Below are 26,538 nucleotides of genomic sequence, written 5' to 3' on the forward strand. Positions count from 1 at the left end.
TGATTTTCGGCCAAATAGTGCAGGCTTCGTATATATCTTATTATGAATAGGATTGAAAATTGATTTGTAGAAACTGTTAGGTATAATTTTAATTATGAAAAGTTTGTTGTCAAGAGTTGAATCGAAGAAGATAGATAAGGCGGCGGCCATGCTGAAGGTATTGGCTCACCCCAAAAGATTGGCGATAGTGGATTTACTCGGGAAAGAAGATAAAATGACTGTTACTGAGATATATAAGCAGTTGGATCTACCCCAAGCCATTGCATCGCAGCACCTGATTACACTTAAAGATAAGGGAGTCCTCTCGTCTTTTAAAGTGGGAACAAAGATTTATTACTCACTGGCTATTCCAAAGCTAATTGATGTAATTGATTGTTTGGAAGAATGCTGCATTGATATATAACCGCAAGCCTGCACCATCACGTGCGGTTATTCAGTGCCAGTGGCAGAAATGATTGAGGCCCCCGTTCGTCTTTAAAAGAGAGATTAGCGGAGGCCTCAGTCGTTTTTTAACTAAAAAATATAGGCTGTTTACTCAGATTTCTGGTCAGCGTTTACTGGCTGATTTTCCAGGTTAAACAGGTCATTCAGCAGGTCAATCAGTGTTTCAGCCTCACCGCGTTTACAGGCTGCCTTAAGTTGAAGTACCGGTAGCTTAATGATTTTCTGCATCATCGATTTTGTAATGTTATCGACCAGCTTGGCTTCTTTTGGTCCCATCTTCTTTACATAACGGGCCATCTCCTCCTGCCGGATTGCCTCTAATGCACTCTTTAAGCGGTGGATTGTTGGCGATACCATTGTCTCCTTAGACCAGTCGTTAAACTGTTCGATCGATTCTGCCACAATCTCCTTTACCTTCGGTACCGAATTAATGCGGCGCTGCAGAGCCTCTGAAGCTTTATTTTGTATAGTGTCGATGTTGTACAGTAACACGCCTGGTATACTTTCTATTTCAGGCTCCACGCTACGTGGTACAGAAAGGTCAATAAAGAACTTATAGGTAAGGATGTCCAGACGTTTCACCATCTCTTTGGTGAAGAAAGGCGTTTCACGGGCTACAGAGGAAATTATAACATCAGCCTCCTTCATACCCTGCACCATGTTCTCAAACGGAAGTACCTCCATATCACACTCCTCAGCTAATGCCTGTGCCTTGGCCTGTGTACGGTTGGTAATCTTCACATTCTTATAACCTGCATCTTTCAGGTTGCGGCAAACATCTGCACCGATTTCTCCTAAACCTACTACAAGTATACTTGGATTGATGATGTCGGCAGTTAGCTCCTCGATCAGTTCAACAGCTGCATAAGAGGTAGAGGCTGCTCCGTCGCGAAAAGAGGTCTCCTGTACCACACGCTTGTTCGTGAAGAAGATCGTGTGCATCAGGCGGTGTAGGAAAGGACCGGCAGTTTCGTTGTCGGCACTCCACTGGTAAGCCACCTTCACCTGGTTTGAAATCTGCATGTCACCAACCACCTGCGACTCCAAGCCCATTGCTACGTCGAATAGGTGCTGTACAGCATCGTCGTGTTCGTTCAGAATGGTGAAGTAGTCGAAATAACGGGAGATATTCTCTATGCCTTTAGTAATGCCGAGCAGCTTAACTATCTCAGCACTATAGTCGTCATCGGAGTTGTAGTATACTTCGGTGCGGTTGCAGGTGGATAGTACTAATATGTCAGAAGCCTGTATAAAGCCTTTGAGTGTCTGTAAAAACAGTCTGCACGAAGATTCATCTAAGGCAATCAGTTCCCTGATATCCAGCGGCGCTTTCTTATACGACAGGCTGATTGCTTTAAAATTCTGAAGCATAATAACGTGGGTTCTACTAGGGTGCAAAGTTAAAGCTCTAACTTTTAAAATAAAACTTACTTGCCCTCTATGTTCAATTTATACTAATTTCAAATAAATTACGTGTTTACTGCATGATCCCCATCTACTCGCAAAAGAACAGGATAAAGCTTATTGTTGTTATCATTGCTCTTATAATTGGCGCCGCCACTATCACCTATACCAATATACTAGTCAGCAAGTTATCGGAGCGGGAGCAGGAGCTAGTTCAGCTTTATGCCAAAGGCCTACGCTACATGATTAACGCCCCCAGCGACGATAACATAGTTTTCATCGAGGAAGAGATCCTTTCTTCCAATACTACTGTGCCTGTTATACTAACAGATGAGAACGAAAATATTCTCGATTCTAAGAACATTAATATTCCAGAAAACATTTCGAACAGGCCAGATAAAATAAATTCCTACCTGCAGGGCGAAATAGAGAAGATGAAGGAGCAGCACGAGCCCATAGTGGTACCTTGGGCGGAGGGGTCTGTAAACTATGTTTTTTACAAAGATTCTGAGCTGCTTTCGCAGTTAAGGTACTACCCTTATGTGCAGCTTATTGTAATTTCATGTTTTGCATTGGTGGCGTATTTTGCTTTTAGCTATTCGCGCCGGGCTGAGCAGAACAGGGTATGGGTAGGTTTGGCAAAGGAGACGGCGCACCAGTTGGGTACTCCGCTTTCGTCGCTGATGGCGTGGTATGAGTACATCAAATCCAGTCCTAAGTTCGAGAACGAGCCGATACTGGAGGAGTTGGGTAAAGACGTGCGGCGCCTGGAGATCATCACAGAGCGTTTCTCCAACATCGGCTCAGTGCCTACCCTGCGCGATGAGAACATCCTGCAGGTAACGCAAAATGCTATCAACTACTTACAAAACCGCATTTCGCGTAAGGTGGCCTTTACAGTAGAGTCTACCTTCTCGCCAGGTATTACGGCAAAGGTTAACGTGTCGCTGTTCGATTGGGTAATCGAGAACATCTGTAAAAATGCTGTGGATGCGATGGAGGGCCGCGGAAGTATAAACATCCAGCTGGTGCTGCTGGGTAAGAGTAGCGTTGCAGTAGATATTACTGATACAGGTAAAGGTATCCCGAAGAGTAAAATAGACTCCGTATTTTTGCCCGGCTTCACCACCAAAAAACGTGGCTGGGGACTAGGGCTTGCCTTGGCAAAGCGCATCATCGACAACTATCACCAGGGCAGGCTCTATGTGAAGTGGTCTGAAGTTGGAAAGGGCACCACCTTTCGAATTGTGCTGAATAGGTAGGAGGAAGTTAAAAGTTTAAGAGTTAGAAAGTGAGTCAAACTGTGGGATCAAACGAACTTTGTGATAGAGGTAATAAAGTATAACGCGAAGTATAAACTGTATTGGGATGCGTTTGTGGCGGATTCTAAGAATGGCACTTTTATGCTGCAGCGCGGTTACATGGAGTATCATGCTGACCGGTTCACGGACCACTCGCTGTTGTTTTATAAAAAGGGCAAAGTGATAGCACTGCTGCCTGCCAATGAAGTAGGGCAGGAGGTTCAAAGCCACGGTGGATTGAGTTATGGCGGCTTCGTTACAGATAAACGTATGAAAGCCGCGTTGATGCTAGAGGTGGTGCAGGCAACGAAGTTATACTTCCAGGAGCTGAATTTCGAAAGAATAACTTACAAAGCTATTCCGCATATCTATCACCAGTTACCTGCCGAAGAAGATCTGTATGCCCTGTTCCGGCACGGAGCTACACTTTGCCGTCGAGACCTTAACTCTGTGATTGATGTGGGTGCTGGACTTGGCTATAGCAAAACCCGTAGATGGGAGGTAAAGAAAGCCAAGAGAGGAAACGTGCAACTGCAGGTATCTAACGACTACGAAAGCTTTATGCAGCTAGAGCAGGAGGTGTTACAGCAAAAGCATAATAAGGTTCCTGTACACACGGCTAGCGAGGTGCGGCTGCTTGCTTCCCTGTTCCCCGAAAATATTAAGCTCTATACTGCTGCGGAGGCAGGTGAACTGCTGGCCGGAGTGCTGATGTATGAGACGGATACGGTTGCACATTGTCAGTATATGGCTGCTTCAGTTAGAGGAAAAGAACTAGCCGGTATTGATTTGCTGGTGGACTGGTTGTTAACGGAGGTGTACTCGCATAAGCCACACTTTAGCTTCGGCATCTCAACAGAGCAGCAAGGGCATTACCTAAATGAGGGCTTGGTTTGGAACAAAGAGAGCTACGGAGCCCGAACAGTAGTGCATGATTTTTACGAGCTAAGATTAACAGATTAAGCTAGAGGAGAGAATTATAAACAGCAATGGCTGCCCTAATCAGGCAGCCATTGCTGTTTATAATGATAGCTGTGGTTTTATGCAGCCTCTGTAGCATGAACAGCTTCTACTTCGTTCTTCTTGCCCAGCAGTTTTATTAAACCCCAAAGTATGACTGCGCCAATCAGGTACACAAGCAGCCAGTGTACTCCAAAAGTGGAGAGATTAGTGCAAATAATATTAGCCACTAGTGCTACTGTGATAGCATAAGGAAGCTGCGTTTTTACGTGGTCTATATGGTTACAGCCAGAGGCAAGCGAGCTTAGGATCGTAGTGTCAGAGATAGGGGAACAATGGTCGCCGAATACAGAGCCCGCTAGCACAACTGAAATTACATTATAGATAATCGGCATTGTTTCCTCCACACTAAAGCCCTGTTGCTGGCACACATACCAAGCGGCCGGCATCATGAGCGGATAAAGTATGGCCATGGTACCCCAGCTAGAACCGGTAGAGAAGGCAATAATAGCCGCCAGGAAGAAAGTGATCTCCGGCAGGAAGTGAGGTGATATATTGCCTGAGAATAGCGATGTCAGGTATTCGGCAGTATACAGCTCCTGCGTAACAGCTGCCAAGGACCAAGCCAGTACCAGTATAAGTATGGCTGGCAGCATCGTCTTAAATCCAGTTGTCAAAGACTCCATTGTTTCTGTAAGGCTCATAATGCGCTGGCTCATGGTAAGGGCAATTGCTACTATCACACCGCTAAGGGAGGCCCAGATTAAAGCGGTGTAGGAGTTGGAGTCACCGATGGTGATGGAGAGCTTGCGGAAGAAGCCAAGGCTGGCGTCTGACCAAACATCTGGGTTATAACCTGTATAAAGCAGGCCAATCATGGTGCCGCAGATTACAGTTAGCACAGGAAGTAGCGCGTTGATGGCGCGGGTACGGGTTTCGTCTATTGGTTCGAACTCAGCCATCTCGTGTTGCTGTCTCTCCTGGCCGGCACGATCGGTGCGAGTAGCAGAAACCTCTCCGGTAGCACGAGCTCTTATTTCAGCCTTATGCATTGTTCCGTAGTCGCGGTTCATCAGGATTAGCATCAGCATAAACACCAGTGTCAGTACTGGGTAATAAGCGTACTCCAGCGAGTGGAAAAACAGCGAGTAAGCGCCTTCCTCTATGCCCAGTTGAGCAGCCGCATCCTTTATATACCCTAGTTCAGCCCCAACCCAAGTTGTTACAAAGGCGATAGCGGCTACAGGAGCAGCGGTGCTATCTACAATATAAGCTAGTTTTTCACGGGAAATGCGGTGCTTATCTGTTACCGGCCGCATAGTGTTACCTACAATCAGTGTATTAGCATAGTCGTCGAAAAAGATAGCCACACCTAATACCCAGGTTACAACCTGAGAGCTTTTGGCAGAGCGGGCATAGCGCGAGAGCAAGTTTACTACCCCGGCCATACCTCCATTTTTAGATATGATGGCTACCATGCCCCCAATTAGCATAGAAAAGATGATAACAGATACGTGGTCGCCATCAGTGAGGGCTTCCATCAGGTAAGTGTCGCCTACAGCCAACAGCCCCGTAAACACGGACTTTGGCGATAAGCCATAAATTACAAAGCCGCCGATCCAGATGCCTGCAAAAAGGGCCAGTAACACTTCTCTGAAAATCAAAGCCAATACAATGGCAATGAGCGGCGGAAGTATAGACAGCCACATAGGGAATTCCTTTACGCCCCGCTTTTCCTCTACATCCAGGCGGTAGAGTCGTGCCATGGTGTGCGTGCCCATGTTGGCGCTTACCTGCACTAGTTCAGCGCTTTCGGGTATCGAGAACATCGTTTCTCCGTCAGTGAAGGTGGCCTCCTGGAGCTCCCCGTTAATGCGCAGCGGCAGCGGGCCGTTATACTTCATCAGGTTGCCAGATTCGGTGACGGTGCGCAGGGTGAAGGCAGTGTCGTTAATAGCCTGTAGTTGCAGCTCTTGAATGTCGTCTTTGGAAACCAGGTCTTGCGACATGGCTTGCACCGACAGCAGGATGAGCAGCAAAAGGCTCAGGAGGGGCTTATAAAGCTTCATTCAGAATGATGACGAGTTTGAAAACTCCCTAAGATAGAAAAGAATCAGGAAAGGCAGAAATGTTTGTACGGAGCAGTGTGTGGCCAAAGCCTGAAAGAAACCACTGCTATAAATCGATACAGCAGCGGCGTTTGAACTTTCAGAAAGATGCTTATAAAGGCAAGCAGAGCTTTAAGTTGCTAGGTAAATGTAAAGATGCGCCTTCAACAGGCACGCTTACTTCGCCCGGTTCACAATGAAGACTCCCACCAGTATAATAACCATTCCGATGTAGTGCCAAAGGTGAATTGTTTCGCCATCCAGCACGCCCCACATGAGCGCCACAACCGGAATCAAGTAGGTAGTGGAGCTGGCAAAAAGGGTAGTGGATATGTGGATGAGCTTGTTGAAAAGTATAAGTGCGATGGCTGTGCTAAACACAGCCAATATAGCAATGTACATCAGCGCTTCCCAAGCTCCTGGCACATGCTGCAGTTTGTAGAAAAAGTCAGTGGTGAGCAGGTAAACCAACGCTACAGGCCCTACAGTAAGTAGCGCCAGGCTTGATAGAGCAATCGCCTTCATGCCGTGCAGGCGGTGCTTGATGATGTTAGCACTGGTGCCGTAGAAAATAGTGGCTAGCACAATGTATAGGCCATAGTACATGTTGCCTAGGTCAGCATTACCATTCCCGGAGAAAATCAAGACAGCCGTACCTGCGATTCCAATAATAATGCCCAACATGCGCATCCAGGTGATGGGCTGGCCAAATAAGACTGCGCCGACCAGGAGCGTGAACAGCGCAGTTAACGAGTTAAGTACACCCGCTAGCCCGCTGGCCAGTCGCGTTTCGGCTATGGCAAATAGAAAGGCCGGAAAGAAGTTGCCTAGTAGCCCGGTGCCTAGTAAAAACTTCCAGCGGCTTGACTCTACTTTGCGCAGGTTTTTAATAGCAAACGGTAATAATGCTGCACATGCAATGACCATGCGCAAAGCACCTACTTCATCAGAAGCATATACTACCAACCCTTTTTTGATGAGTATAAACGAGGTGCCCCAAATGAGCGCAAGTATGGTAACCAGAACCCAAGCTATTGCTGGAGTTGAGGTTTCTTGTGCAGCGGGAGTAGTGGCAGTTTTGATAGTTGGAAAGTTAGAAGGTTAAAAAGTTAGAAAGTTGTTTATAATAGAAACCAGCTTCCCGACTTAAATGCAAATATAAAAGGAGTTGAAGTCTCAACATGCACGTCAAACCTTCAACTCCTTAAAAACTTTCTAACCCTCTAACTTTTTAACTCTCCACATAGCTCATGGTTTGGGCGATCTCGTCCAGCGTGTCGTAGATCTCCTGAATGTCTTCAGACTGCACCAGTTTCATGCGCAGCGGCTTGAAGTGTGGAAGGCCACGGAAGTAGTTAGTGTAGTGACGGCGCATCTCAAAGATGCCCAACTTGTCACCCTTCCATTCCAGCGAGTGCGTAAAGTGCTGGCGGCATACTTCCACGCGCTCCTCCAGTGTCGGCCCCGGCAGTATCTCACCGGTGTTCATGTAATGCTTGATTTCGTTGAAGATCCACGGGTAGCCGATGCTGGCGCGGCCGATCATAATGCCATCCACGCCGTACTTGTTGCTGTATTCCAGTGCTTTCTGCGGAGAATCAATGTCGCCGTTGCCGAAGATCGGGATGTGCATGCGCGGGTTGTTCTTAACCTCTGCGATCAGGCTCCAGTCGGCCTCCCCTTTATACATTTGCACGCGCGTGCGGCCATGTATACTTAAAGCTTTTATGCCGATATCCTGCAGACGCTCAGCTGTCTCTACAATGTACTTGGTGTTCTCGTCCCAGCCCAGGCGTGTCTTTACTGTAACAGGCAAGTCAGTCGCTTTTACGATTTCCTCGGTCATTTTTACCATTTTAGGAATATCGCGCAGCAAAGCAGCTCCAGCACCTTTACAGGCTACATTCTTTACAGGGCAGCCATAGTTAATATCGATTAGGTCTGGGCCTGCCTGTGCCGATACAATAGCGGCCTCACGCATCGACTCAATATCAGATCCGAAAATCTGTATACCAATAGGGCGCTCGTAGTCAAAAATGTCGAGTTTTTGCACACTTTTGGCGGCATCACGTATCAAACCCTCAGAGGAGATAAACTCCGTGTACATAAGGTCGGCACCGTTGGCTTTACACACTTTACGGAACGGCGGATCACTCACGTCCTCCATTGGTGCGAGTAGTAACGGAAACTCTCCTAGCTCTATGTTAGCAATCTTTACCAAAGCAAAATCTATATTTTCGCGTAAATTTACGCCAATAAAACCTAATTTTCAGTATGAAAGGTTTCATCTCGAAAGATCTGTACCCAAGTTGGGTATTGTTACTGCTGATAGTATACATGGCTGGCGGTTACTTTGTGGCGATGTTTGCCGTGGGTTTGCTGGCAAATTGGATCTTTGGGATTAGTCTTTTTGAGCTGGCAAATGTGGCCACTAACCCGGCCGATCATCCGCAAGGACCGGATGTAATGCTGCTCTTGCAGGGCGTGCTGCAATTCATTGCCTTTATTATCGCACCTGCTATCCTTTTGCTTTCCCTCAACTATAGGCTAGGCGATTATTTGAATTGGAAGGTGCGGTCTCCCTGGCTACTGGTGCTGCTGAGCGGCCTGCTGATTATTGCTATCATGCCCGCTAACTCTGTTATCATCAACTGGAACGCCAACATGGGCTTTCCTGACTTTATGAGTGGCTTTGAGCAATGGGCACGGGAACAGGAAGAGCAGTTGGCAGAGCTTACTAAGCTCATTACTCAATTTAGCTCTGTGCCTGAGTTACTGATAGGTCTGGTGGTGTTTGCGGCTATACCTGCTGTAGGGGAGGAGCTGGTGTTCAGAGGTATTGCACAGCGGCAAATCTTCCGCTGGTCTGGTAACATACATGTGGCCATTTGGGTAACAGGTATCATCTTCGCCGCCATCCACGTGCAGTTCTTTGGCTTTTTGCCACGGGCTATACTTGGAGCACTGTTTGGTTATTTATACTTTTGGTCGGGCCGCATTATTGTGCCGATTGTGGCGCACTTTGTAAACAACGGGTTTACGGTTTTTATGCTATACTTGCAGCAAACGCGCACCATTGATGCGGATATTGAGAGCACAGAGGCAATGCCGTGGTACCTTATAGCGTTGTCGGTTTTGATAAGTGCCGCTATTCTGTACTTTCTGTACCAGTCTTTTATCCGCCTGCCACTGCGCGAAGAAAGTATGGCTGAGACCCGCGAAATAGAAGACCGGGCATAAGTAAAACAACCAAAGCTAATCCTCTTATACTTGTCGCTACGCCGATACAAGTCCTTTTCATGAGTAAAAAATTATCAACCCTCAGTAATCTAAACCAACGAATCATAGTAGGGGTGCTGGGCGCCGCGTTGTTTGTAGGGAGTATCTGGTATAGCGAGTGGACCTATTATCTGTTGTTTCTGGGGCTTACCCTGCTAGGCATCTCTGAGTTTTATACTTTGGTAGGAGTGCAGGGTATGAGGCCTAATAAGCCACTGGGGCTTATGCTTGGCGGTGTGTTCTTTACGTCTGTATTTCTGGTGCAGAAAGACTCTGCTCCCGGAGAGTTATTGTACCTCTCTTTACCGTTGCTGTTTCTGGTATTTATCGCTGAAATGTACCGCAAGAAGCCGCAACCTTTCACCAACATTGCTTTCACTATAACCGGTGCGGCCTATGTGGCTGGCCCGTTTGGGCTGTTGCACCTGCTGGGATACCTGGGCGGCGAGTACAGCTGGCAGCCTATACTTGGCCTGATGCTGCTTATTTGGGCATCAGATACCGGTGCATATATAGCAGGTAAGAACTTTGGTAAACATAAACTGTTCGAGCGCGTATCGCCTGGCAAGACCTGGGAAGGTTGGATTGGCGGTACCATATTGGCTGTGCTGGTTGGCTACGGTATGTCCTTCGTGTTTATGGACCTAGAGGTGTACCAATGGATAGGCATGGCGGTATTGGTAGCCATTTTCGGGGTTCTTGGAGACCTTTCGGAGTCTATGCTTAAGCGCAGCCTTGGCGTAAAAGACTCAGGCACACTGTTGCCAGGCCACGGTGGCCTTCTCGATCGTTTCGACAGCCTCTTAATGGCTATTCCATTCATTGTTGCCTTCCTCCAGATCTTCTAAAAAATTTTGTAGCCTGCCCGTAGGAGGTTGCAAGTATAATTCTCAACTTTGCCTCGAATTTATCAATGATTGATTACTCACACTAAATTTTATTGAGTAGATGATGTTATATAAAGAGCCAGCACCGATCAAGGATAGGGAAAATCCTTTCGAGTCGATGATGTCGCGCTTCAACATTGCAGCTGAGGTGCTAGGGTTGGATGAGGAGGTGTACAACGTTCTTAAGTCTCCTACGCGTCAGGTAATAGTGAATGTGCCTGTTACGATGGATGATGGCAAGGTGCGTGTGTTCGAAGGCTTCCGTGTAATTCACTCTAACATTCTGGGCCCATCAAAAGGCGGTATCCGTTATGCCCCGGATGTGTTTCTGGATGAAGTGAAAGCACTTGCTGCCTGGATGACCTGGAAGTGTGCTGTAGTTGACATTCCTTATGGTGGAGCAAAAGGTGGTATAATCTGTGATCCATACTCTATGTCTGCTGGCGAAATTGAACGCTTAACCAGAGCTTATACCTCTTCTTTGGTAGATATCTTTGGCCCTGACCGAGACATTCCAGCTCCGGATATGGGTACTGGCCCGCGTGAGATGGCTTGGCTGATGGACGAATACTCTAAAACAAAAGGCTCTACCGAACACGCTGTAGTAACAGGTAAACCGCTGGTATTAGGTGGTTCGCTTGGCCGTGTAGAGGCTACTGGCCGTGGTGTAATGGTGTCGGCAATGGCTGCGATGGATAAACTGGGTATGGATCCTAATAAATCAACAGCTGTGGTACAGGGCTTCGGTAACGTAGGTGCCTGGGCAGCTAAGCTGATGGCTGAGCGTGGCGTTAAAATACTTGGTGTTAGTGATGTGAGCGGTGCTTACTGGAATGACAACGGTATTGATATTGAGGAGGCTATTGAGTATAAAAATGCACACAACGGCCGTCTTGAGGGCTACAAAGGTGCAGAGCAAATGGATCCGGGCGAACTGCTTACTACTAAAGTGGACGTGCTGGTACCGGCCGCTGTGGAAGACGTTATCACGATCCACAATGTAAACAAGATCCAGGCCCGCCTGATTGTAGAAGGTGCCAACGGTCCAACCTCTTATAAGGCTGACAATATCATCAACGAGAAAGGTATTATGGTAGTGCCGGATATTCTCGCTAACTCTGGAGGTGTTACCGTGTCATACTTCGAGTGGGTGCAAAACCGCATGGGCTTTAAATGGACACTGGACCGCGTAAATGAGCGTGCCGAGCGCATTATGAACGAGGCCTTTGAGCGTGTGTATGCAGCATCGCAGAAGTATAATGTGCCAATGCGTATTGCAGCCTACATTGTAGCAATCGATAAAGTTGCCATGACATACAAATATCGCGGGGGCTTCTAGAAAAATTTTTAGAGGAATAAGCGAAAGATTGTATAATTTTGAAGCAGGTAATAGCCCATCTATGTAACTGGATGGGCTATTATAACTTATAAAGTACCTGCGGCAAACATAAAATCGGATGAAAATTCACAAGGAAGGACGGAAAATATTATTTTTTACATTGTTGATTTTGGTAGTGCTTAACCTGTTGCTCTACAACTTCAACGCAGAGAATGGTACCTTTAATAAAGTTTTTTCCGCCGTTTCAGCCGTTCTTTTCCTGTTAATCCTGCAGTTCTTCCGAAGCCCTTATCGTACTTTGCTGCTGCATGATGACTTGATTATTGCCCCGGCCGATGGCAAAGTGGTAGTAATTGAAGAGGTGGAGGAGCCGGAGTATTTCAAAGATAAGCGTAAGCAGATTTCTATTTTCATGTCGCCGATCAATGTGCACATCACGCGCAACCCTGTATCCGGCATCGTAAAATATTTTAAGTATCACCCGGGGAACTACTTTGTAGCTTGGCACCCAAAATCAAGCACGCAGAATGAGCGTACTACCGTAGTGGTGGAATCTACGGCAGGGCCGGAAGTGCTTTTTCGCCAGATTGCCGGAGCTATGGCACGCCGTATTGTATGGTATGTGAATGAGGGCGACGAGGTGAGCCAGGGAGAAGAATTCGGCTTTATCAAATTCGGTTCTCGTGTAGACATCTTTGTGCCACTTGACACAGAAATCAAAGCCGAGTTGGGTCAGAAAACTAAAGGTGGCCAAACAGTAATCGCCCAGTTGAAGACGCCACCACCAACTATCTTTGGGTAAAACAATGGACATAAAGCATAAAACAGAAAGGCCGCTGCAAGTATAAACTGCAGCGGCCTTTCTGTTTTATAAAGCTTGAAGCGTTTAGTACCAGCTTTCTACGAGTTTCATCAGTTGCTCCAGATACTTTTGGTCTACTGCATCAAAGTCGTTGAGCTTGTCGCTGTCGACATCTAGCACCAGTTTTACCTCGCCATCTTTTATGGCTGGCAACACAATTTCTGACTTAGAGTCGCTGCTGCAGGCAATATGACCAGGAAAAGCCTCCACATCAGGAACTAAGATAGTTTTCTGCTGAGTATAGCAGGCACCGCAAACTCCTTTGTGGTAAGCTATGCGTGTGCAGGCAACAGGTCCTTGGAATGGCCCCAGTACCAGCTGTTCTTCCTTATTGAAGTACACGCCTACCCAAAAGAAGCCCATGCCCTGGCGCAGAGCAGCTACCATATTAGAGATGTTGGCTATAAGATCAGTTTCGCCTGTAGTTAATGCTTCTATTTGCGGAAGCAGCGCTTTATACTTTTCCTCTTTGCTTAAGTTAGCATCTACTATAAGAGACTCGGCCATAGTGTAGTTACGAATGAGAAATTGGGTAAATAAGTAATTTATGCTTGATTATCAGTAACGTTTTTATCTGTTATGGTAGTGCAACAGCTGATCAAGGCCTATGGTTTGAATGCTGCTCAATTTACCGAACGCCATACCTGGAGCCTTCACGCCGGCAGGTATAGTTTTGTGCAGGCTTTTAAAGACCAAAGCTTCGTCCCAAAGGTTAGCCTGCAGCAGGCTCTCCAGCAGAAAAGTGCCACCCTCTACCATCACCGACAGCACATTGCGCTGGTGCAGCTCCTGCATGATCTGCGGTAGCATGGGTTCATCCTCCCTCAGTTGCACAAAGTGTACATTTTCGCGGCTCTCCTGCTCTTTGTAAGTATAAACCACCGTAGGCTGGCTTCCGTCAAAAAGGTGAAGGTGAGGGGGGAGGAGCAGGTTTTTGTCTATCACAATGCGAAGCGGGCTAGAGCCATGCCAGAGGCGCGTGTTCAGGCGAGGGTTATCGTAGAGGGCAGTACGACTGCCAACCATAATTGCCTGCTCTTCAGATCGCCATTTATGCACCAGCCTTTGTGCCAGCACTCCACTGATCTGCTCTTGTTGGTAGTTGGCTGCAGCGATAAAACCGTCTGCTGTCTCGGCCCATTTAAGCGTAAGATAGGGGCGCTTTCGGCTGTGGAAAGTAAAGAAACGTCTGTTTAGTTCAAGTCCTTCTTCCTCCAGAACGCCTACCTTTACCTGTGTTCCCGCCTCAAATAGCTTTTTGATGCCACGGCCCGCTACCAGTGGGTTAGGGTCAGTATTGCAGATAACTACATCCTTTACACCATGGCTAATAAGCAAATCGGCACAGGGAGGGGTTTTGCCATAGTGCGAGCACGGTTCCAGTGTTACATATACGCGGCTCTTAGGTAACAAACTTTTATCCTCTACTGAGGCAATAGCGTTCACCTCGGCATGCGGGCCGCCATGCTGTTTATGCCAGCCTTCACCAATAATCTGCCCGTCGTGCACCACCACACAACCTACCATTGGATTGGGGCTGGTGCAGCCATTGCCTAGGCGAGCCAGCTCCAGGGCGCGTTGCATACATCTTTCGTCGGACATAGGACAGTTAAAAAGTTGGAGAGTTAAGAAGTTAGAAGATTACTTAAAATAGGGTCTTGGCGCAATCACGATGAGCCAAAGGTGGCTTTATCAGCACTTCCTAACATTTAAACCTTATAGCTTTCTACCTCAGAAAGCCTACTTTTGCAAAGATACCTAAATCAAGAGAAAGTATAGACGTGGCTACTATTCAACAGTTACAGCAAATCGTTCGGGAAAGTATAAAAGGTACACACTCAGAGCCAGAAGTAGCAAGTATAGCTCAACTGGTGCTGGAGCATGTACTGCAAAAGAACCGGGTGCAGCTATCGCTGTCGCAGCAGGAAGAGGTAGCTCCCGAGCAGGTGGCGCAGGTAGAACAGATGGTGCAGCGACTACAGAAGCATGAGCCGGTGCAGTATGTGTTGGGGGTGGCGCATTTCTATGGTCTGGAGCTACAGGTGGATGAACGTGTGCTAATACCAAGGCCCGAGACGGAGGAGTTAGTTGATTTGGTGCTGCGAGAGCATAAAGGGCAGGAGGGGCTACAAGTGCTGGATATTTGTGCAGGCAGTGGGTGCATTCCATTGGCCTTGGCAGCAAATTTGCCCCGTGCACAAGTATACGGCCTTGAGGTATCGGAAGGAGCATTGAAGGTAGCCAAAGCTAATGCCAGAGAGTATAACCTGCTAGTAGAGTGGATACAGGCGGATATTTTTGAGCCAGTGCCTCGTATAGCTGCTGAGTCCTTAGATATTATCACGAGTAATCCGCCCTATGTGCTTGAAGAGGAGAAGATGCAGATGCGGCAGAACGTACTGCAGTATGAACCCCACCTGGCGCTGTTCGTGCCTGACCAGGATCCGCTTAAATACTACAAAAGAATAACTGAGGTGGCGCTACAGCTTCTGAAAAAAGGTGGTAACTTATACTTTGAGATAAACGAGCGCTACGGCCAGCAGGTGCAAGAGCTTCTAAACCAAGCAGGCTTTGCAGAGGCGGAGGTAGTTGAGGATTTGTTTGGCAAGGAGCGCATCGTTAAGGGCATACGATAGCTTATGCACAGAAAATAAGGAGTAAATTATTCGATGTAAAAGTTAAAATTGTACTTTTGCAGCAAAGTATACTCTGCGCAGGCGTGCTGAAGCATTAGCTACTATAAAGTTGTACTGCTCGCTTATGATAGGTCGTTCCATTCACGTTTTGTGGAGTGGCACTAATCAAATACTAGTAAAATACTTGAACAGACTAAACAAACATAATCAACGTGTACCAGGAAATACTTAATAAAGAAGCCAAACTTGCAGTTATTGGCTTAGGCTACGTAGGATTGCCTATTGCATTAGCCTTTGCTAAGAAAGTAAAAGTAATCGGGTTTGATATAAACTCGAAGCGCGTAGAATTAATGCGCAACAACATTGACCCAAGTGGAGAGTTGGAGAGCAGCGAATTTGAGGGGGCAGACATAGAGTTTACTGATAGTCTTGATGTACTGCGCGAGGCCTGCTTCTTTATTGTGGCTGTTCCTACACCTATCGACGAGCATGCTCAGCCAGACCTAAAGCCACTTCTTTCTGCCTCTACTACTGTTGGTAAAGTGCTGAAGAAAGGTGACTATGTCGTGTTTGAATCGACAGTGTATCCTGGTTGCACGGAGGAAGACTGTGTACCAGTACTGGAGCGTGAGTCAGGGTTGAAGTTTGGTGAAGACTTCAAAGTAGGTTATTCACCGGAGCGTATAAACCCAGGTGATAAGGAGCATACTTTGGCAAAGATTGTGAAAGTTGTCTCTGGTAGCGATCCGGAGGCAGCCGAAGAAATTGCGCAAGTATATGAACTAGTGATTGATGCAGGTGTACACCGTGCTTCTACTATCAAAGTGGCTGAGGCTGCCAAAGTGATTGAGAACACACAGCGTGACCTTAACATTGCGCTCATGAACGAGTTGTCCATCATCTTTGATAAGATGAACATCAACACTTATGAGGTTTTGGAGGCTGCAGGCACTAAATGGAACTTCCTGCGTTTCTCTCCTGGTCTGGTGGGCGGCCACTGCATCGGTGTAGATCCATACTACCTGACTTACAAAGCCAAGGCATTAGGTTATGATGCCAAAGTTATCCTCAGCGGTCGCAGCACCAACGATAACATGGGCGCGCATATCGCCAACAAACTGGTGAAAATGATGATCATGCGCGGCAAGAATGTTTCTCAGACGAAGGTGCTGGTAATGGGAGCTACTTTCAAGGAAAACGTAGAAGATATTCGTAACTCTAAGGTAGTAGATGTGATTCGTGAGTTGAGGAGCTTCAATGTAAATGTTGAGGTAGTGGATCCCTACGCAAGCTCTGAAGAACTGCAGCACGAGTATGGTTTTGGTCTGGTGGAAGAGGCTGGTAAGGACTATGATGCTGTTGTGGTGGCTGTGCCGCACAAGCCGTACCTGGAACTGGATGAGAACTATTTCAAGTCAATCATGAACGGTAGTCCTATTCTTGTGGACCTGAAGGGCATCTTCCGCAACAAGATTTCTGAAATAGAATATAAGAGTTTATAAAAAATTAGACTGTTGGCAAACGAAAAGATATTGGTAACCGGAGGCGCAGGCTATATCGGCTCTCACACCGTGGTGGAGCTGGTGGAAGCAGGATACGAGCCTGTGATTATAGACAACTTCTCTAACTCAGAGGAGAGTGCACTTGAGGGAATTGCAGATATACTTGGTCGCAATGTACCTTGTCACCGCATCGATTGTACTGATGTTGAGGCGTTGCGGCAGGTGTTTAGACAGGAACAGAATATACAAGGTGTAATCCACTTTGCAGCTTATAAGGCTGTAGGGGAATCAGTGTCGGAGCCACTAAAGTACTACCACAATAATGTAGGCTCTCTTGTAGCGCTGCTGCAGGTGATGGATGAGTTTAAGGTGCCTAGCCTGGTGTTTTCATCATCCTGCACGGTGTATGGCATTCCGGATAAGTTGCCTGTAACGGAAGAGACGCCGGTGCAGAAAGCTAACTCTCCATATGGAAATACTAAAAAGGTATGTGAAGAGGTTCTTACTGATCTCGCTAGCAGCGGGAAAAGTCAGCTTAAATCCATTGCTCTGCGTTACTTTAACCCTATTGGAGCCCACCCCTCAGCAAAGATTGGAGAGTTGCCACTAGGGGTGCCAAATAACTTAGTGCCTTTTATTACACAAACAGCGGCAGGAATACGTGAGCAGCTTACAGTATTTGGGGATGACTATGATACACCGGATGGCACGTGTGTTCGGGACTACATTCATGTGGTAGATTTGGCAAAAGCACACGTGGTGGCAGTAGAGCGTTTGCTGCAGGGCAAAGCTGACAGCATTGAATTCTTTAATGTAGGCACAGGTACAGGTAATACTGTACTAGAGGCGATCAAAGCTTTTGAGAAGGCATCAGGGCAGAAGCTGAACTATAAAGTAGGTCCACGCCGTGCCGGTGATGTGCCTAAGATATACGCTGACGTGACCAAAGCGACAGAGGTGCTTGGTTTCAAAACCACCAGCACACTGGAAGAAGCGATGAAAAGCGCTTGGGATTGGCAAGTGTCTCTTCAGAAAGTAAAATAGTAGATATTAAGATGAAGGTATTGATTACAGGGGGTGCTGGTTTCATTGGTTCGCACGTGGTGCGGCTGTTCGTTACCAAGTACCCGCACTACCAGGTCTACAACCTCGACAAGCTCACCTACGCGGGCAACTTGGAGAACCTCTCCGACATCGAGGACAGGGAGAACTACACCTTCCTCAGGGGAGACATCGTGGACGCAGGCTACCTGGAGGAGATCTTCTCCGGGTATAAGTTCGACGCGGTGATCCACCTGGCGGCCGAGTCGCACGTGGACCGCTCCATTACAGACCCCTTGGCTTTCGTCGAGACGAACGTGATCGGCACGGTGAACCTGCTGAACGCGGCCAGGAGGCACTGGAAAGATGACTTGGGCAAGCACCTGTTCTACCACATCTCCACCGACGAGGTGTACGGCTCGCTGGGCGAGCAGGGGCTCTTCACCGAGTCCACGGCCTACGACCCGCGCTCCCCGTACTCAGCCTCCAAGGCCTCTTCCGACCACTTCGTCAGGGCCTGGCACCATACCTACGGCCTGCCGGTGAAGGTGTCCAACTGCTCGAACAACTACGGCCCGAACCACTTCCCCGAGAAGCTCATCCCGCTGGCGATCCACAACATCAAAAGCGAAAAGCCGGTGCCGGTGTACGGTAAAGGAGAGAATGTGCGTGATTGGCTCTACGTGCTCGACCACGCGAGGGCCATCGATGTGATCTTCCATGAGGGCAGGGTGGGCGAGACCTACAACATCGGCGGGGTGAACGAGTGGCGCAACCTGGACCTAATCCACTTGCTCTGCGATGTGATGGACCAGAAGCTGGGGCGCGAGAAGGGCCACTCGAGAAAGCTCATCACCTTTGTCAAGGACCGCGCCGGCCATGACCTGCGCTACGCCATCGACTCTTCGAAGCTGATGCGTGAGCTGGGCTGGAGGCCGTCGGTGACCTTCGAGGAGGGCCTGAGCAAGACGGTGGACTGGTACCTGGAGAACCCCGGGTGGCTCGAGAGCGTCACCTCCGGAAACTACCAGAGCTACTATGAGCAGCAGTACACAAACAGATAAGATTTGAATTTTCGTAATAGAGATAATATGTACAATTCCCCATTCCATGAGAAGTCGCTGGAGAACCTGTCGTTTCTGGTAACAGGTGGTGCTGGCTTTATAGGTTCTAACCTGGTTGAGTACCTGCTGAAGTACAAGGTAGGCAAGGTGCGTGTGCTGGACAACTTCTCCAATGGCTACCGCAAGAATATTGAGCAGTTCCTGGACAATCCAGCTTTTGAGTTGGTAGAGGGAGATATACGGGATGTGCAGATATGCCTGGAGGCCTGTGCTGGAATGGATGTGGTGCTGCACCAGGCGGCGCTTGGCTCTGTGCCGAGAAGCATAAACGATCCCATCACTAGCAATGATGTGAACGTGGGCGGCTTTGTGAATATGCTGACGGCGGCCAAGGAGCGGAACGTGAAGCGCTTTGTGTATGCCGCTTCTTCTTCCACCTACGGCGACAGCAAGGAGCTACCAAAGGTAGAGGATAGAATTGGAAAGCCTCTTTCTCCTTATGCAGTGACTAAATATGCAAATGAGCTGTATGCGGATGTATTTGGCAAGACCTATGGCATGGAGATTATCGGGCTGCGCTACTTTAACATCTTTGGTCCAAAGCAGGATCCTAACGGTGCCTACGCTGCCGTGATTCCGCTCTTTATAGATGCGCTGATCCATAACCGTTCCCCAAAGATAAATGGTGACGGAGGCCAAACACGCGACTTTACCTTTGTGGAGAACTGCGTGCAGGCTAACATCAAGGCGGCTCTAGTGGATAACCCGGAGGCTGTGAACCAAGTGTATAACATTGCAGTGGGCGACAGAACTTCTCTGCTGGAGATGTTCAACATCCTGAAGGAAACGGCTGGCGCCGATGTGGAGCCAGTGCATGGTCCTAACCGGGCAGGCGATATCCGTGATAGCCTTGCCGATATCTCAAAGGCGCAGCGCCTCTTGAAGTATGACCCGAAGGTGCGCATCGAAGAGGGGCTTCAACGCACTTTTGAATGGTTTAAAAATAACGAAGAATTTATCTACAGGGGCTCTAAAACAGTTGCTGAGAAATAGGCTCTATAAGCAAGAGATGAAAGGAATCATACTTGCCGGCGGCTCGGGCACCAGGCTCCACCCCTTGACCTTGGCGGTGAGCAAGCAGCTGATGCCGGTGTACGACAAGCCGATGATCTACTATCCGCTCTCCACGCTGATGCTTTCGGGCATCCGAGAGATCCTCGTCATCTCCACGCCCCACGACCTGCCGATGTTCGAACGCCTCTTGGGCGACGGCTCGCGCCTTGGCTGCAAGTTCAGCTATGCCGTGCAGGAGGAGCCCAACGGGCTGGCACAGGCCTTTGTGATCGGCGAGGAGTTCATCGGACGAGACAAGGTGGCCCTGGTGCTGGGCGATAACATCTTCTACGGCTCGGGCATGGGTAGCGTGCTGCGCCAGAACTCAGAACCTGATGGCGGGGTGATCTACGCCTACCACGTGCATGACCCGGAGCGCTACGGGGTGGTGGAGTTTGACGAGAACAACACTGCCGTTTCCATAGAGGAGAAGCCGAAGGAGCCTAAGAGCAGCTACGCTGTGCCGGGGCTATACTTCTATGATAATGAGGTGGTGGAAATCGCTAAAGGCCTGGAGCCAAGCGCGCGGGGCGAGTATGAGATCACGGACGTGAACCGCGAGTACCTTAAGAGGGGCAAGCTGAAGGTGGGCATCCTCAACCGCGGCACCGCCTGGCTGGACACGGGCACGGTAGCTTCGCTGATGCAGGCGGCAACTTTTGTGCAGGTGATCGAGGAGCGGCAGGGGCTCAAGATCGGCTGCATTGAGGAGGTGGCCTGGCGCATGGGCTTTATCTCAGACGAGCAACTCAGAGAAATTGCAGAGCCCCTGAGAAAGAGCGGGTACGGTGAGTACCTGCTGAGGTTACTCAAGGAAAAAATAATTTAAAGGCTACCTTAGGGTAGCCTTTTCTGTTCATGGTTTTTTTACTACAACAAAAAGCCAAGCAGTAGTCCCGTAAGTATGAGCACAGGCGCGGGGGTCTTGGTGAACATTAGCAGGCAGAATGTGGCCACGACTATACCAAAATTAAGAAATGTGTTCTCTATAGGATGGTAAAGCAGTATGGCGGCGGCTACCACCATACCTGAGCTGACGGCGCTGATTCCCTCCAGCGATGCACGAACTACCCGGTACTTTTTCAGTTCATCCCAGAATCTGATTACAAAGAAGATGAGAAAGGTGCCTGGTAGAAAGATACCAACCGTAGCCACAAAAGAACCTAAAAACTGCCCGGCTATACCATAGTCTCGCATAGCCAGGTTTCCTACAAAAGAAGTAAAGGAGAATGTCGGTCCTGGCAGTGCCTGTGCAATAGCATAACCTGAAAGAAACTCCTCACCAGTAAGGTAGCCTTTGAAGTCAACAAATTCTGTGTAAAGCAGTGGAATAAGTACCTGCCCGCCACCAAATACAAGGCTACCGTTACGGTAAAAATTTTCGAACAAACGCACAGGCAGCGACGAAGTATAGGCACCTAGCACAGCTGCTACAACTAGTACAGCCACATAAAGTATAAAATTGGCCCACTCAATATGTATGCGCTTGTCTTTCTCCAAAGGGTGCTTTTTGAAGCGAAGGGCGGTAACTGCACCGCCTGCTAAAAGCAGTACTGGAAATACCCATGGTGAATGGAAAAAGTAAGCAAGTATGGCCGAGATAACCATCAATATAACGGCTGTCTTGGTGTGTATCACCTTTGCGCTGATCATATAAGCAGCATAGGCAACAAAGCCTACCGCCATCGGCTGTATGTACCGCAGAAAGCCTAATGAAATCCCCTGCCCCTGTAAGTAAGAAATGGTAACAGCAGCCAGAGCCATGATGGTAGCGGCAGGCAGGATCCAAACCAGTAAAGTAAGATAAGCCAAGTTGGGTCCCCCTATCTTAAAGCCTATAGCTGTGAGAGTTTGTGTGGAGGTGGGGCCAGGAAGAACAGAACAGAGCGCATTAAGCTCTATTAGTTCTTGTTCAGTAATATAGCGTCGTTTCTCAACAAGTAGCTTGAACATCATGGCAATATGCGCCTGTGGCCCGCCAAAAGCAGTGAGGGCCAATACCAGAATATCTTTCAAGAAGATGTAGTAGCGCAAACTCATGATGGCATAAAAATAAAAAAAGAGAAACAGCTTTTTAGCTATCTCTCTTTTTTATGTTCTTAGATCAAATGACCAGCAATTCTTATACTTTCTTTAAGCCAAGCTCTATCAGCCGCTCGGTCAGGTATTCACCTGCTGTCGCGTCTGGGTAGGCTTTTGGATTCTTCTCGTCAATGCAGCTCTCCAGGCAAGTCAGGTCCATTTCGGAGCGTGGGTGCATAAAGAACGGAATGGAGTAGCGAGAAGTATGCATCAGTTCGCGCGGCGGGTTAACCACACGGTGAATGGTAGACTTCAGCTTGTTGTTAGTTAAACGCGCCAGCATGTCGCCTACGTTTACCACTACTTGCTCTGGCAGCGCAGTAATTGGAATCCACTGTCCATCACGACGAAGTACCTGCAGGCCATCGGCACTGGCACCCATCAGTAAGGTGATAAGGTTGATGTCTCCGTGTTCAGCAGCACGCACTGCATCAGCAGGTACGCTATCCGGATCTTCAATAGGGAAGTAGTGGATAGGGCGCAGAATGCTGTTGCCATACTTCACTTTCTCATCAAAGTAGTTTTCCTCTAAGCCCAAGTGAATGGCAATAGCACGTAATATTTGCTTCCCGGCAGCCTCTAGCCTGCGGTAAGCCTCCAGAGTTACTTCTTTAAATGCTGGTATCTCCTCTGGGAAGACATTATCAGGATATTCTGCTTTAATAGGGTCGCTGTCTGGAATATCGCTCAGCTCCTGGCCTACGTGGTAGAACTCTTTCAGGTCGCCAGTGTTGAATCCCTTTGCTTTCTCTTTCCCCTTGCCAACATAGCCACGCTGGCCGGCAAGTTCCGGGTGCTCATACTTCTGCTTCACCTCGTCTGGCAAGGCAAAGAACTCTTTTGTGGCCGCGTAAAGCTGCTCTGTTAGCTCGTCGCTAAGGCCATGGTTACGCAAGGCAATGAAGCCGATGTTTTGGTAGGCTTCGCCCAGCTGCTTAACAAATTGAGCCTTTCTCTCCGCATCTCCAGAAGTCAAATCCGCCAGGTCGAGAGAAGGGATCTCGTCAAACAAAATCTCGCTCATATATAATTTTTAGCGTATACTTTATCGTGATATTCACGTAGTTCGCAATATACAAAGAATAATTACTAAATTAGCTTCATTGCTAACCAAACGAAAAACCCATGAAAAAAATGTACCTACTGGTGGCTTCGGCCTTGATGCTATGCTTCTCGGCCTGTGATACTGCCAGACAGACGCAGGAAGCCGAGAACCAAACACCCGCAGAAACCAGTGTAGGGGGACCTACTCCTGTTGGTGCTGTTATGAGCAAAAACGGTTTGCGTGTGTACGCATTTGATAATTCGCAGAGGTATCCTGAGTCGCAACTGCGCCTGAACACACCGCCAGCTGGAGGTGTGGTAGAGCCAGGGCCAGTACAGTTCTCTTACTCGCTATCTAACTATGAGCTTACCCGCATGACGCCGCACTCTAATGCGGAGCATATGGCTAACTCGCACCAGGGACAACATATTCACAACATCGTGGACAATGAGCCATACACTGCTCATTACGAGACAGAATTTACAAAGGAGATAGGAGAGGGTGAGCATGTGATTCTGTCGTTCTTGTCGCGCTCTTACCATGAAAGCTTGAAACATAAAGGCGCTTACGACCTGCGCAAGATAACAGTAGGCAAGCCTACCGAGTCACTGGAGTTTGATGAAAGTGCGCCGCACATGTTCTACAGCCGCCCGAAAGGCGAATATGTAGGTCCTGCTGAAACGGAGAAGGTAATGTTAGACTTCTACTTAGTTAACACCGACCTCTCTACAACAGGCAATAAAGTGCGCGCTACTATAAACGGCACAGAATTTATACTTGACCGCTGGATGCCATACATTATGGAAGGCCTGCCGATGGGCGAGAACACCATTAAGCTGGAGCTGATTGACAATAACGGCAACGTACTTCCTGGTCCGTTCAACAGCGTAGAAAGAACCTTTACATTGAAGCCTGCAGCTTAGGCCAGTGTAAAGCTAAAGCAATAAGGCCCGCCTCTATACTTAGAGACGGGCCTTATTGCTTTAGCTGGTACTGTAGAGAATAGAGTGCAGTTGAGCTAAGACATAAGATATGCTTGTCGATTAATATATAACAATTTTATAGATTTACAAGTGGTTGTATTTCAATATAATGTGTAAGGTTGTTGTATAGTCAGTGCCTTAATTTTCCACTAAGCCTCTAAGCAATGAAGAAACCATCTTTTCTCCTCGTCATGCTAGCTCTGTTTCTTTTTTCTTGTAGCAAAGATGAAAGTATAATAGTGCCTACCCCTGAGTTTACTATTCCGGGTGAGTTTTATACGACAGAAGAGTATGTTACCATAAAGAATGTAAGCGAGGCAGATGGGTATCACTGGGATTTCGGTAATGGCACAACCTCTAAACAGCGGGAGCCTGATTCGTATATTTATGCTGCGCCAGGTACATATACTGTTACGCTTACAACCTACACAGCAGGCGTTGCAAAGACAGTAGAGAAGAAGATAAAGGTGGTGCGGCTATATGCCTACGAAGTGCAGTTGCAGAGCTATTTCGAAAATTATGCATTGGAGGGAGGTGATATCGCTGCTCCTTAGGAGGGCAACCCAGATGTATACTTGCAGATTTCCACCTATAATAATGAAGAACAGGTAATATATAGAAGCGAAGTGCGGCCCGCTATAAGCAGAGAAGACCTACCGATAACTTTTGCCGTGGATCGGATTGCGCTTGGTGGTCAGAACATGATGGCGCAAGAAATTCCCTTCTTCAAGTTTTTTGATCATAACGAGGGCAAAGCGGACAGGTTAATTGCCCATAATTTGGTGGCAGGAGGTAGCGGCCGTCTTTACCTCGACAAGTCGACGAAAGAAGGATATTATTCGCAGCAGCGCGGTAACGACGACTGGGGCTCTCATGTCGTTGTAAAATTCAAAGCCAAGCTTTCATAGGCAGGGGCTTTTCCTTTGTAGTTTTGCCATATTCACTTATGGTTCACTTTACTCCTAGAGCAAGGGTTAAATCTAACGTTGTGTTAAAAATGCACGCGCTCCTTTCTTTGCTCTTGCTTGTATCTGCGGCAGGCTGTAGCAAAAGAGTGCCATCCTATACTTCTTCAGGCAAAGAAGTGCTGATGGTGCAGAAGAATGTGGAGCTGTACAGAAAAAAGCCTCATATATGGCCAGCAAAGGGATGGGTGGCAGCTACAGAAAATGAGTTAATATTTGTGCCTTCACCCTACTATGGAGGGCTCTACATAAATGGACGAGACAGCACTTTTATACAGCTAAGAGATATCGTGGGTTTAGAAGAGAAGAGATGGATGCTGATGTTTCCGTATAGGCTTGAGGTGACAACCAGCGACAGTAGCGTGTACTCCTTTGTAACGGTGCGGCGCAGTGAGCTAATCAGGAAGATAAATGAACTAAAGCTCGAAGAATAAGAAACAGCTAGTAGTAGCACCTGCTTTTATACTTCAACGGCCACTCTGTATGTATAGAGTGGCCGTTGAAGTATAAAAGCAGGTGCTACTACTACTCTTTTGATCTGTTAGGACTGTTTCCGCCACCCTGGCCAGGGTTAGCAATGTTGTTGCGCATATCGGTGTCAGACTGGATGTTCTGCATGCGGTAGTAATCCATAACTCCCAGGTTCCCGGTTCGGAAAGCAGCCGCGATAGCCTGTGGTACCTCTACCTCGGCCTGTATTACGTTGGCGCGGGCTTCCTGTGCCTTTGCTTTCATCTCCTGCTCCACAGCTACTGCCATGGCACGACGCTCTTCAGCCTTCGCTTCCGCTACCTTCAGGTCGGCGTTGGCTTGGTCTATCTGTAATTTAGCACCAATGTTCTCGCCTACGTCCACGTCGGCAATATCAATAGAGAGAATCTCATAAGCAGTACCGGCATCCAATCCTTTCTGGAGAACAAGCTTTGAGATGATATCTGGGTTTTCAAGCACTACCTTATGAGAGCCGGAGGAGCCAATGGAAGTAACTATACCCTCACCAACACGGGCAAGTATGGTTTCTTCGCCAGCACCACCCACCAACTGCATAATGTTAGCTCTAACTGTAACACGAGCTTTGGCAATCAACTGTATACCGTCCTGTGCTACAGCTGCTACGTTTGGCGTGTTGATCACTTTAGGGTTTACAGAGGTAGTTACAGCCTCAAACACGTTACGGCCTGCCAAATCGATGGCGGTGGCTTGCTTGAACGAAAGCGGAATATTTGCCTTGTCAGCAGAAATCAGGGCCTTAATTACGTTTGGCACATTGCCGCCAGCAAGATAATGCGTTTCCAGCTCAGTGGTGGTTACGTCTATGCCTGCCTTCGTCGCGTTGATCATGGAGTTCACGATAAGGCTTGGTGGCACCTTACGGATACGCATGAATACCAGTTCCAGCAGACCTACCCTCACGCCAGAGAACAGCGCAGTGATCCATAAGCTGATAGGGACAAAGTACAGGAAGATGATCAGCAGGACGATACCACCTGCTATAAGGAATATGGGGGTTAGGTTTTCCATTT

Annotated in this window: 26 protein-coding genes; 17 read left to right on the forward strand and 9 right to left on the reverse strand. The window is 48.0% G+C overall.

Translation table 11 applies throughout. The features are described 5' to 3' along the window. Nucleotides 1-94 precede the first annotated feature (94 nt). The gene (locus tag PKOR_RS06895; RefSeq protein ID WP_025608763.1) at nucleotides 95-403 is read left to right on the forward strand and encodes an ArsR/SmtB family transcription factor; all 309 of its coding nucleotides are present in this window, start codon (nucleotides 95-97) and stop codon (nucleotides 401-403) included. Nucleotides 404-531: 128 nt separating this feature from the next. Here the strand turns inward: PKOR_RS06895 and hemA are convergent, their stop codons facing one another. Beyond that, a complete protein-coding gene (gene hemA / locus PKOR_RS06900; protein ID WP_046309913.1) occupies nucleotides 532-1,815 on the reverse strand; it encodes a glutamyl-tRNA reductase in 1,284 nt (427 codons plus the stop codon). A gap of 113 nt (nucleotides 1,816-1,928) precedes the next feature. Between hemA and PKOR_RS06905 the strand changes: the two genes are divergently transcribed. Together PKOR_RS06905 and PKOR_RS06910 are read left to right on the forward strand one after the other, a co-directional pair. Continuing rightward, nucleotides 1,929-3,110, forward strand: coding sequence for a sensor histidine kinase (locus tag PKOR_RS06905; RefSeq protein ID WP_046309914.1), 1,182 nt, complete (start codon nucleotides 1,929-1,931; stop codon nucleotides 3,108-3,110). A 60-nt stretch (nucleotides 3,111-3,170) separates the two neighbouring features. Further along, nucleotides 3,171-4,112: a GNAT family N-acetyltransferase gene (locus PKOR_RS06910; RefSeq protein WP_052738752.1), complete on the forward strand. Its 942-nt coding sequence runs from the start codon at nucleotides 3,171-3,173 to the stop codon at nucleotides 4,110-4,112. A gap of 77 nt (nucleotides 4,113-4,189) precedes the next feature. On the opposite strand, the gene PKOR_RS06915 is transcribed toward PKOR_RS06910, so the two are convergent. From PKOR_RS06915 to dusB, 3 genes are all read right to left on the reverse strand, one after another. After that, nucleotides 4,190-6,178 (reverse strand): Na+/H+ antiporter NhaC family protein, encoded by a 1,989-nt coding sequence (locus tag PKOR_RS06915; protein ID WP_071843121.1) that lies wholly within the window; start codon nucleotides 6,176-6,178, stop codon nucleotides 4,190-4,192. Nucleotides 6,179-6,394: 216 nt separating this feature from the next. Then, on the reverse strand, nucleotides 6,395-7,300 hold the full coding sequence (locus PKOR_RS06925; protein ID WP_235337493.1) for a DMT family transporter: 906 nt from the start codon (nucleotides 7,298-7,300) through the stop codon (nucleotides 6,395-6,397). 148 nt (nucleotides 7,301-7,448) lie between these two features. Next, nucleotides 7,449-8,438, reverse strand: a complete 990-nt coding sequence (gene dusB, locus PKOR_RS06930; RefSeq protein ID WP_046309918.1) for a tRNA dihydrouridine synthase DusB — start codon at nucleotides 8,436-8,438, stop codon at nucleotides 7,449-7,451. 53 nt (nucleotides 8,439-8,491) lie between these two features. Here dusB and PKOR_RS06935 point away from each other — a divergent pair, with 53 nt between their 5' ends. The 4 genes from PKOR_RS06935 to PKOR_RS06950 all read left to right on the forward strand — a co-directional run bounded on the left by PKOR_RS06935 (nucleotide 8,492) and on the right by PKOR_RS06950 (nucleotide 12,524). Continuing rightward, entirely contained in the window at nucleotides 8,492-9,457 is a 966-nt protein-coding gene (locus PKOR_RS06935) for a CPBP family intramembrane glutamic endopeptidase (RefSeq protein WP_046309919.1), read from the forward strand. A gap of 59 nt (nucleotides 9,458-9,516) precedes the next feature. Continuing rightward, complete coding sequence (locus PKOR_RS06940; RefSeq protein WP_046309921.1) at nucleotides 9,517-10,344, forward strand: phosphatidate cytidylyltransferase; 828 nt, start codon at nucleotides 9,517-9,519, stop codon at nucleotides 10,342-10,344. A 103-nt stretch (nucleotides 10,345-10,447) separates the two neighbouring features. Continuing rightward, nucleotides 10,448-11,722 (forward strand): Glu/Leu/Phe/Val family dehydrogenase, encoded by a 1,275-nt coding sequence (locus tag PKOR_RS06945; protein ID WP_046314196.1) that lies wholly within the window; start codon nucleotides 10,448-10,450, stop codon nucleotides 11,720-11,722. A 118-nt stretch (nucleotides 11,723-11,840) separates the two neighbouring features. After that, entirely contained in the window at nucleotides 11,841-12,524 is a 684-nt protein-coding gene (locus PKOR_RS06950; RefSeq protein ID WP_046309924.1) for a phosphatidylserine decarboxylase family protein, read from the forward strand. Nucleotides 12,525-12,608: 84 nt separating this feature from the next. Here the strand turns inward: PKOR_RS06950 and PKOR_RS06955 are convergent, their stop codons facing one another. After that, complete coding sequence (locus tag PKOR_RS06955; protein WP_046309927.1) at nucleotides 12,609-13,091, reverse strand: GAF domain-containing protein; 483 nt, start codon at nucleotides 13,089-13,091, stop codon at nucleotides 12,609-12,611. A 63-nt stretch (nucleotides 13,092-13,154) separates the two neighbouring features. Continuing rightward, nucleotides 13,155-14,186, reverse strand: a complete 1,032-nt coding sequence (gene ribD / locus PKOR_RS06960; RefSeq protein WP_046309928.1) for a bifunctional diaminohydroxyphosphoribosylaminopyrimidine deaminase/5-amino-6-(5-phosphoribosylamino)uracil reductase RibD — start codon at nucleotides 14,184-14,186, stop codon at nucleotides 13,155-13,157. Between the two features lie 179 nt (nucleotides 14,187-14,365). On the opposite strand from ribD, the gene prmC reads away from it, so the two are divergent. From prmC to rfbA, 6 genes are all read left to right on the forward strand, one after another. Continuing rightward, nucleotides 14,366-15,220 (forward strand): peptide chain release factor N(5)-glutamine methyltransferase, encoded by an 855-nt coding sequence (gene prmC / locus PKOR_RS06965; protein WP_052738753.1) that lies wholly within the window; start codon nucleotides 14,366-14,368, stop codon nucleotides 15,218-15,220. Between the two features lie 212 nt (nucleotides 15,221-15,432). Beyond that, complete coding sequence (locus PKOR_RS06970) at nucleotides 15,433-16,722, forward strand: nucleotide sugar dehydrogenase (RefSeq protein ID WP_046309929.1); 1,290 nt, start codon at nucleotides 15,433-15,435, stop codon at nucleotides 16,720-16,722. A 12-nt stretch (nucleotides 16,723-16,734) separates the two neighbouring features. Next, nucleotides 16,735-17,766: a UDP-glucose 4-epimerase GalE gene (gene galE / locus PKOR_RS06975; protein WP_046309930.1), complete on the forward strand. Its 1,032-nt coding sequence runs from the start codon at nucleotides 16,735-16,737 to the stop codon at nucleotides 17,764-17,766. Between the two features lie 11 nt (nucleotides 17,767-17,777). Beyond that, nucleotides 17,778-18,827, forward strand: a complete 1,050-nt coding sequence (gene rfbB, locus PKOR_RS06980) for a dTDP-glucose 4,6-dehydratase (RefSeq protein WP_046309931.1) — start codon at nucleotides 17,778-17,780, stop codon at nucleotides 18,825-18,827. Between the two features lie 27 nt (nucleotides 18,828-18,854). Beyond that, nucleotides 18,855-19,880: an SDR family oxidoreductase gene (locus PKOR_RS06985; protein ID WP_046309932.1), complete on the forward strand. Its 1,026-nt coding sequence runs from the start codon at nucleotides 18,855-18,857 to the stop codon at nucleotides 19,878-19,880. 16 nt (nucleotides 19,881-19,896) lie between these two features. After that, nucleotides 19,897-20,769 carry a glucose-1-phosphate thymidylyltransferase RfbA gene (rfbA, locus tag PKOR_RS06990; protein ID WP_046309933.1) on the forward strand — a complete coding sequence of 291 codons (873 nt, stop codon included), beginning with the start codon at nucleotides 19,897-19,899 and terminating at the stop codon, nucleotides 20,767-20,769. Between the two features lie 41 nt (nucleotides 20,770-20,810). Here rfbA and chrA read toward each other — a convergent pair whose 3' ends face one another. Both chrA and PKOR_RS07000 read right to left on the reverse strand, forming a co-directional pair. Next, nucleotides 20,811-21,980: a chromate efflux transporter gene (gene chrA, locus PKOR_RS06995; protein WP_046309934.1), complete on the reverse strand. Its 1,170-nt coding sequence runs from the start codon at nucleotides 21,978-21,980 to the stop codon at nucleotides 20,811-20,813. Between the two features lie 82 nt (nucleotides 21,981-22,062). Further along, on the reverse strand, nucleotides 22,063-23,046 hold the full coding sequence (locus tag PKOR_RS07000; protein WP_046309935.1) for an isopenicillin N synthase family dioxygenase: 984 nt from the start codon (nucleotides 23,044-23,046) through the stop codon (nucleotides 22,063-22,065). Between the two features lie 101 nt (nucleotides 23,047-23,147). Here PKOR_RS07000 and PKOR_RS07005 point away from each other — a divergent pair, with 101 nt between their 5' ends. The 4 genes from PKOR_RS07005 to PKOR_RS07015 all read left to right on the forward strand — a co-directional run bounded on the left by PKOR_RS07005 (nucleotide 23,148) and on the right by PKOR_RS07015 (nucleotide 25,449). Next, nucleotides 23,148-23,990 (forward strand): hypothetical protein, encoded by an 843-nt coding sequence (locus tag PKOR_RS07005; protein WP_046309936.1) that lies wholly within the window; start codon nucleotides 23,148-23,150, stop codon nucleotides 23,988-23,990. Between the two features lie 224 nt (nucleotides 23,991-24,214). Next, nucleotides 24,215-24,604 (forward strand): PKD domain-containing protein, encoded by a 390-nt coding sequence (locus PKOR_RS25520; RefSeq protein ID WP_235337307.1) that lies wholly within the window; start codon nucleotides 24,215-24,217, stop codon nucleotides 24,602-24,604. Between the two features lie 72 nt (nucleotides 24,605-24,676). Then, on the forward strand, nucleotides 24,677-24,958 hold the full coding sequence (locus tag PKOR_RS25525) for a hypothetical protein (protein ID WP_235337308.1): 282 nt from the start codon (nucleotides 24,677-24,679) through the stop codon (nucleotides 24,956-24,958). Nucleotides 24,959-25,104: 146 nt separating this feature from the next. Beyond that, nucleotides 25,105-25,449 carry a hypothetical protein gene (locus tag PKOR_RS07015; RefSeq protein ID WP_148561645.1) on the forward strand — a complete coding sequence of 115 codons (345 nt, stop codon included), beginning with the start codon at nucleotides 25,105-25,107 and terminating at the stop codon, nucleotides 25,447-25,449. 91 nt (nucleotides 25,450-25,540) lie between these two features. Here PKOR_RS07015 and floA read toward each other — a convergent pair whose 3' ends face one another. Beyond that, a complete protein-coding gene (gene floA / locus PKOR_RS07020) occupies nucleotides 25,541-26,536 on the reverse strand; it encodes a flotillin-like protein FloA (protein WP_046309938.1) in 996 nt (331 codons plus the stop codon). Nucleotides 26,537-26,538 lie beyond the last annotated feature (2 nt).

The sequence above is a fragment of the Pontibacter korlensis genome (assembly GCF_000973725.1).
Classification (GTDB): domain Bacteria; phylum Bacteroidota; class Bacteroidia; order Cytophagales; family Hymenobacteraceae; genus Pontibacter; species Pontibacter korlensis.

What these genes read in the sequence shown, in the direction of transcription:
- PKOR_RS06945 (WP_046314196.1), top strand. Translation starts at nt 10,448, where the DNA reads ATGTTATATAAAGAGCCAGCACCGATCAAGGATAGGGAAAATCCTTTC.
- PKOR_RS06950 (WP_046309924.1), top strand. Translation starts at nt 11,841, where the DNA reads ATGAAAATTCACAAGGAAGGACGGAAAATATTATTTTTTACATTGTTG.
- PKOR_RS06985 (WP_046309932.1), top strand. Translation starts at nt 18,855, where the DNA reads ATGTACAATTCCCCATTCCATGAGAAGTCGCTGGAGAACCTGTCGTTT.
- floA (WP_046309938.1), bottom strand. Translation starts at nt 26,536, where the DNA reads ATGGAAAACCTAACCCCCATATTCCTTATAGCAGGTGGTATCGTCCTG.
- PKOR_RS06940 (WP_046309921.1), top strand. Translation starts at nt 9,517, where the DNA reads ATGAGTAAAAAATTATCAACCCTCAGTAATCTAAACCAACGAATCATA.
- rfbB (WP_046309931.1), top strand. Translation starts at nt 17,778, where the DNA reads ATGAAGGTATTGATTACAGGGGGTGCTGGTTTCATTGGTTCGCACGTG.
- PKOR_RS06915 (WP_071843121.1), bottom strand. Translation starts at nt 6,178, where the DNA reads ATGAAGCTTTATAAGCCCCTCCTGAGCCTTTTGCTGCTCATCCTGCTG.
- rfbA (WP_046309933.1), top strand. Translation starts at nt 19,897, where the DNA reads ATGAAAGGAATCATACTTGCCGGCGGCTCGGGCACCAGGCTCCACCCC.
- PKOR_RS06935 (WP_046309919.1), top strand. Translation starts at nt 8,492, where the DNA reads ATGAAAGGTTTCATCTCGAAAGATCTGTACCCAAGTTGGGTATTGTTA.
- PKOR_RS07005 (WP_046309936.1), top strand. Translation starts at nt 23,148, where the DNA reads ATGAAAAAAATGTACCTACTGGTGGCTTCGGCCTTGATGCTATGCTTC.
- ribD (WP_046309928.1), bottom strand. Translation starts at nt 14,186, where the DNA reads ATGTCCGACGAAAGATGTATGCAACGCGCCCTGGAGCTGGCTCGCCTA.
- chrA (WP_046309934.1), bottom strand. Translation starts at nt 21,980, where the DNA reads ATGAGTTTGCGCTACTACATCTTCTTGAAAGATATTCTGGTATTGGCC.
- PKOR_RS06905 (WP_046309914.1), top strand. Translation starts at nt 1,929, where the DNA reads ATGATCCCCATCTACTCGCAAAAGAACAGGATAAAGCTTATTGTTGTT.
- PKOR_RS25520 (WP_235337307.1), top strand. Translation starts at nt 24,215, where the DNA reads ATGAAGAAACCATCTTTTCTCCTCGTCATGCTAGCTCTGTTTCTTTTT.
- PKOR_RS06895 (WP_025608763.1), top strand. Translation starts at nt 95, where the DNA reads ATGAAAAGTTTGTTGTCAAGAGTTGAATCGAAGAAGATAGATAAGGCG.
- hemA (WP_046309913.1), bottom strand. Translation starts at nt 1,815, where the DNA reads ATGCTTCAGAATTTTAAAGCAATCAGCCTGTCGTATAAGAAAGCGCCG.
- PKOR_RS06955 (WP_046309927.1), bottom strand. Translation starts at nt 13,091, where the DNA reads ATGGCCGAGTCTCTTATAGTAGATGCTAACTTAAGCAAAGAGGAAAAG.
- PKOR_RS07000 (WP_046309935.1), bottom strand. Translation starts at nt 23,046, where the DNA reads ATGAGCGAGATTTTGTTTGACGAGATCCCTTCTCTCGACCTGGCGGAT.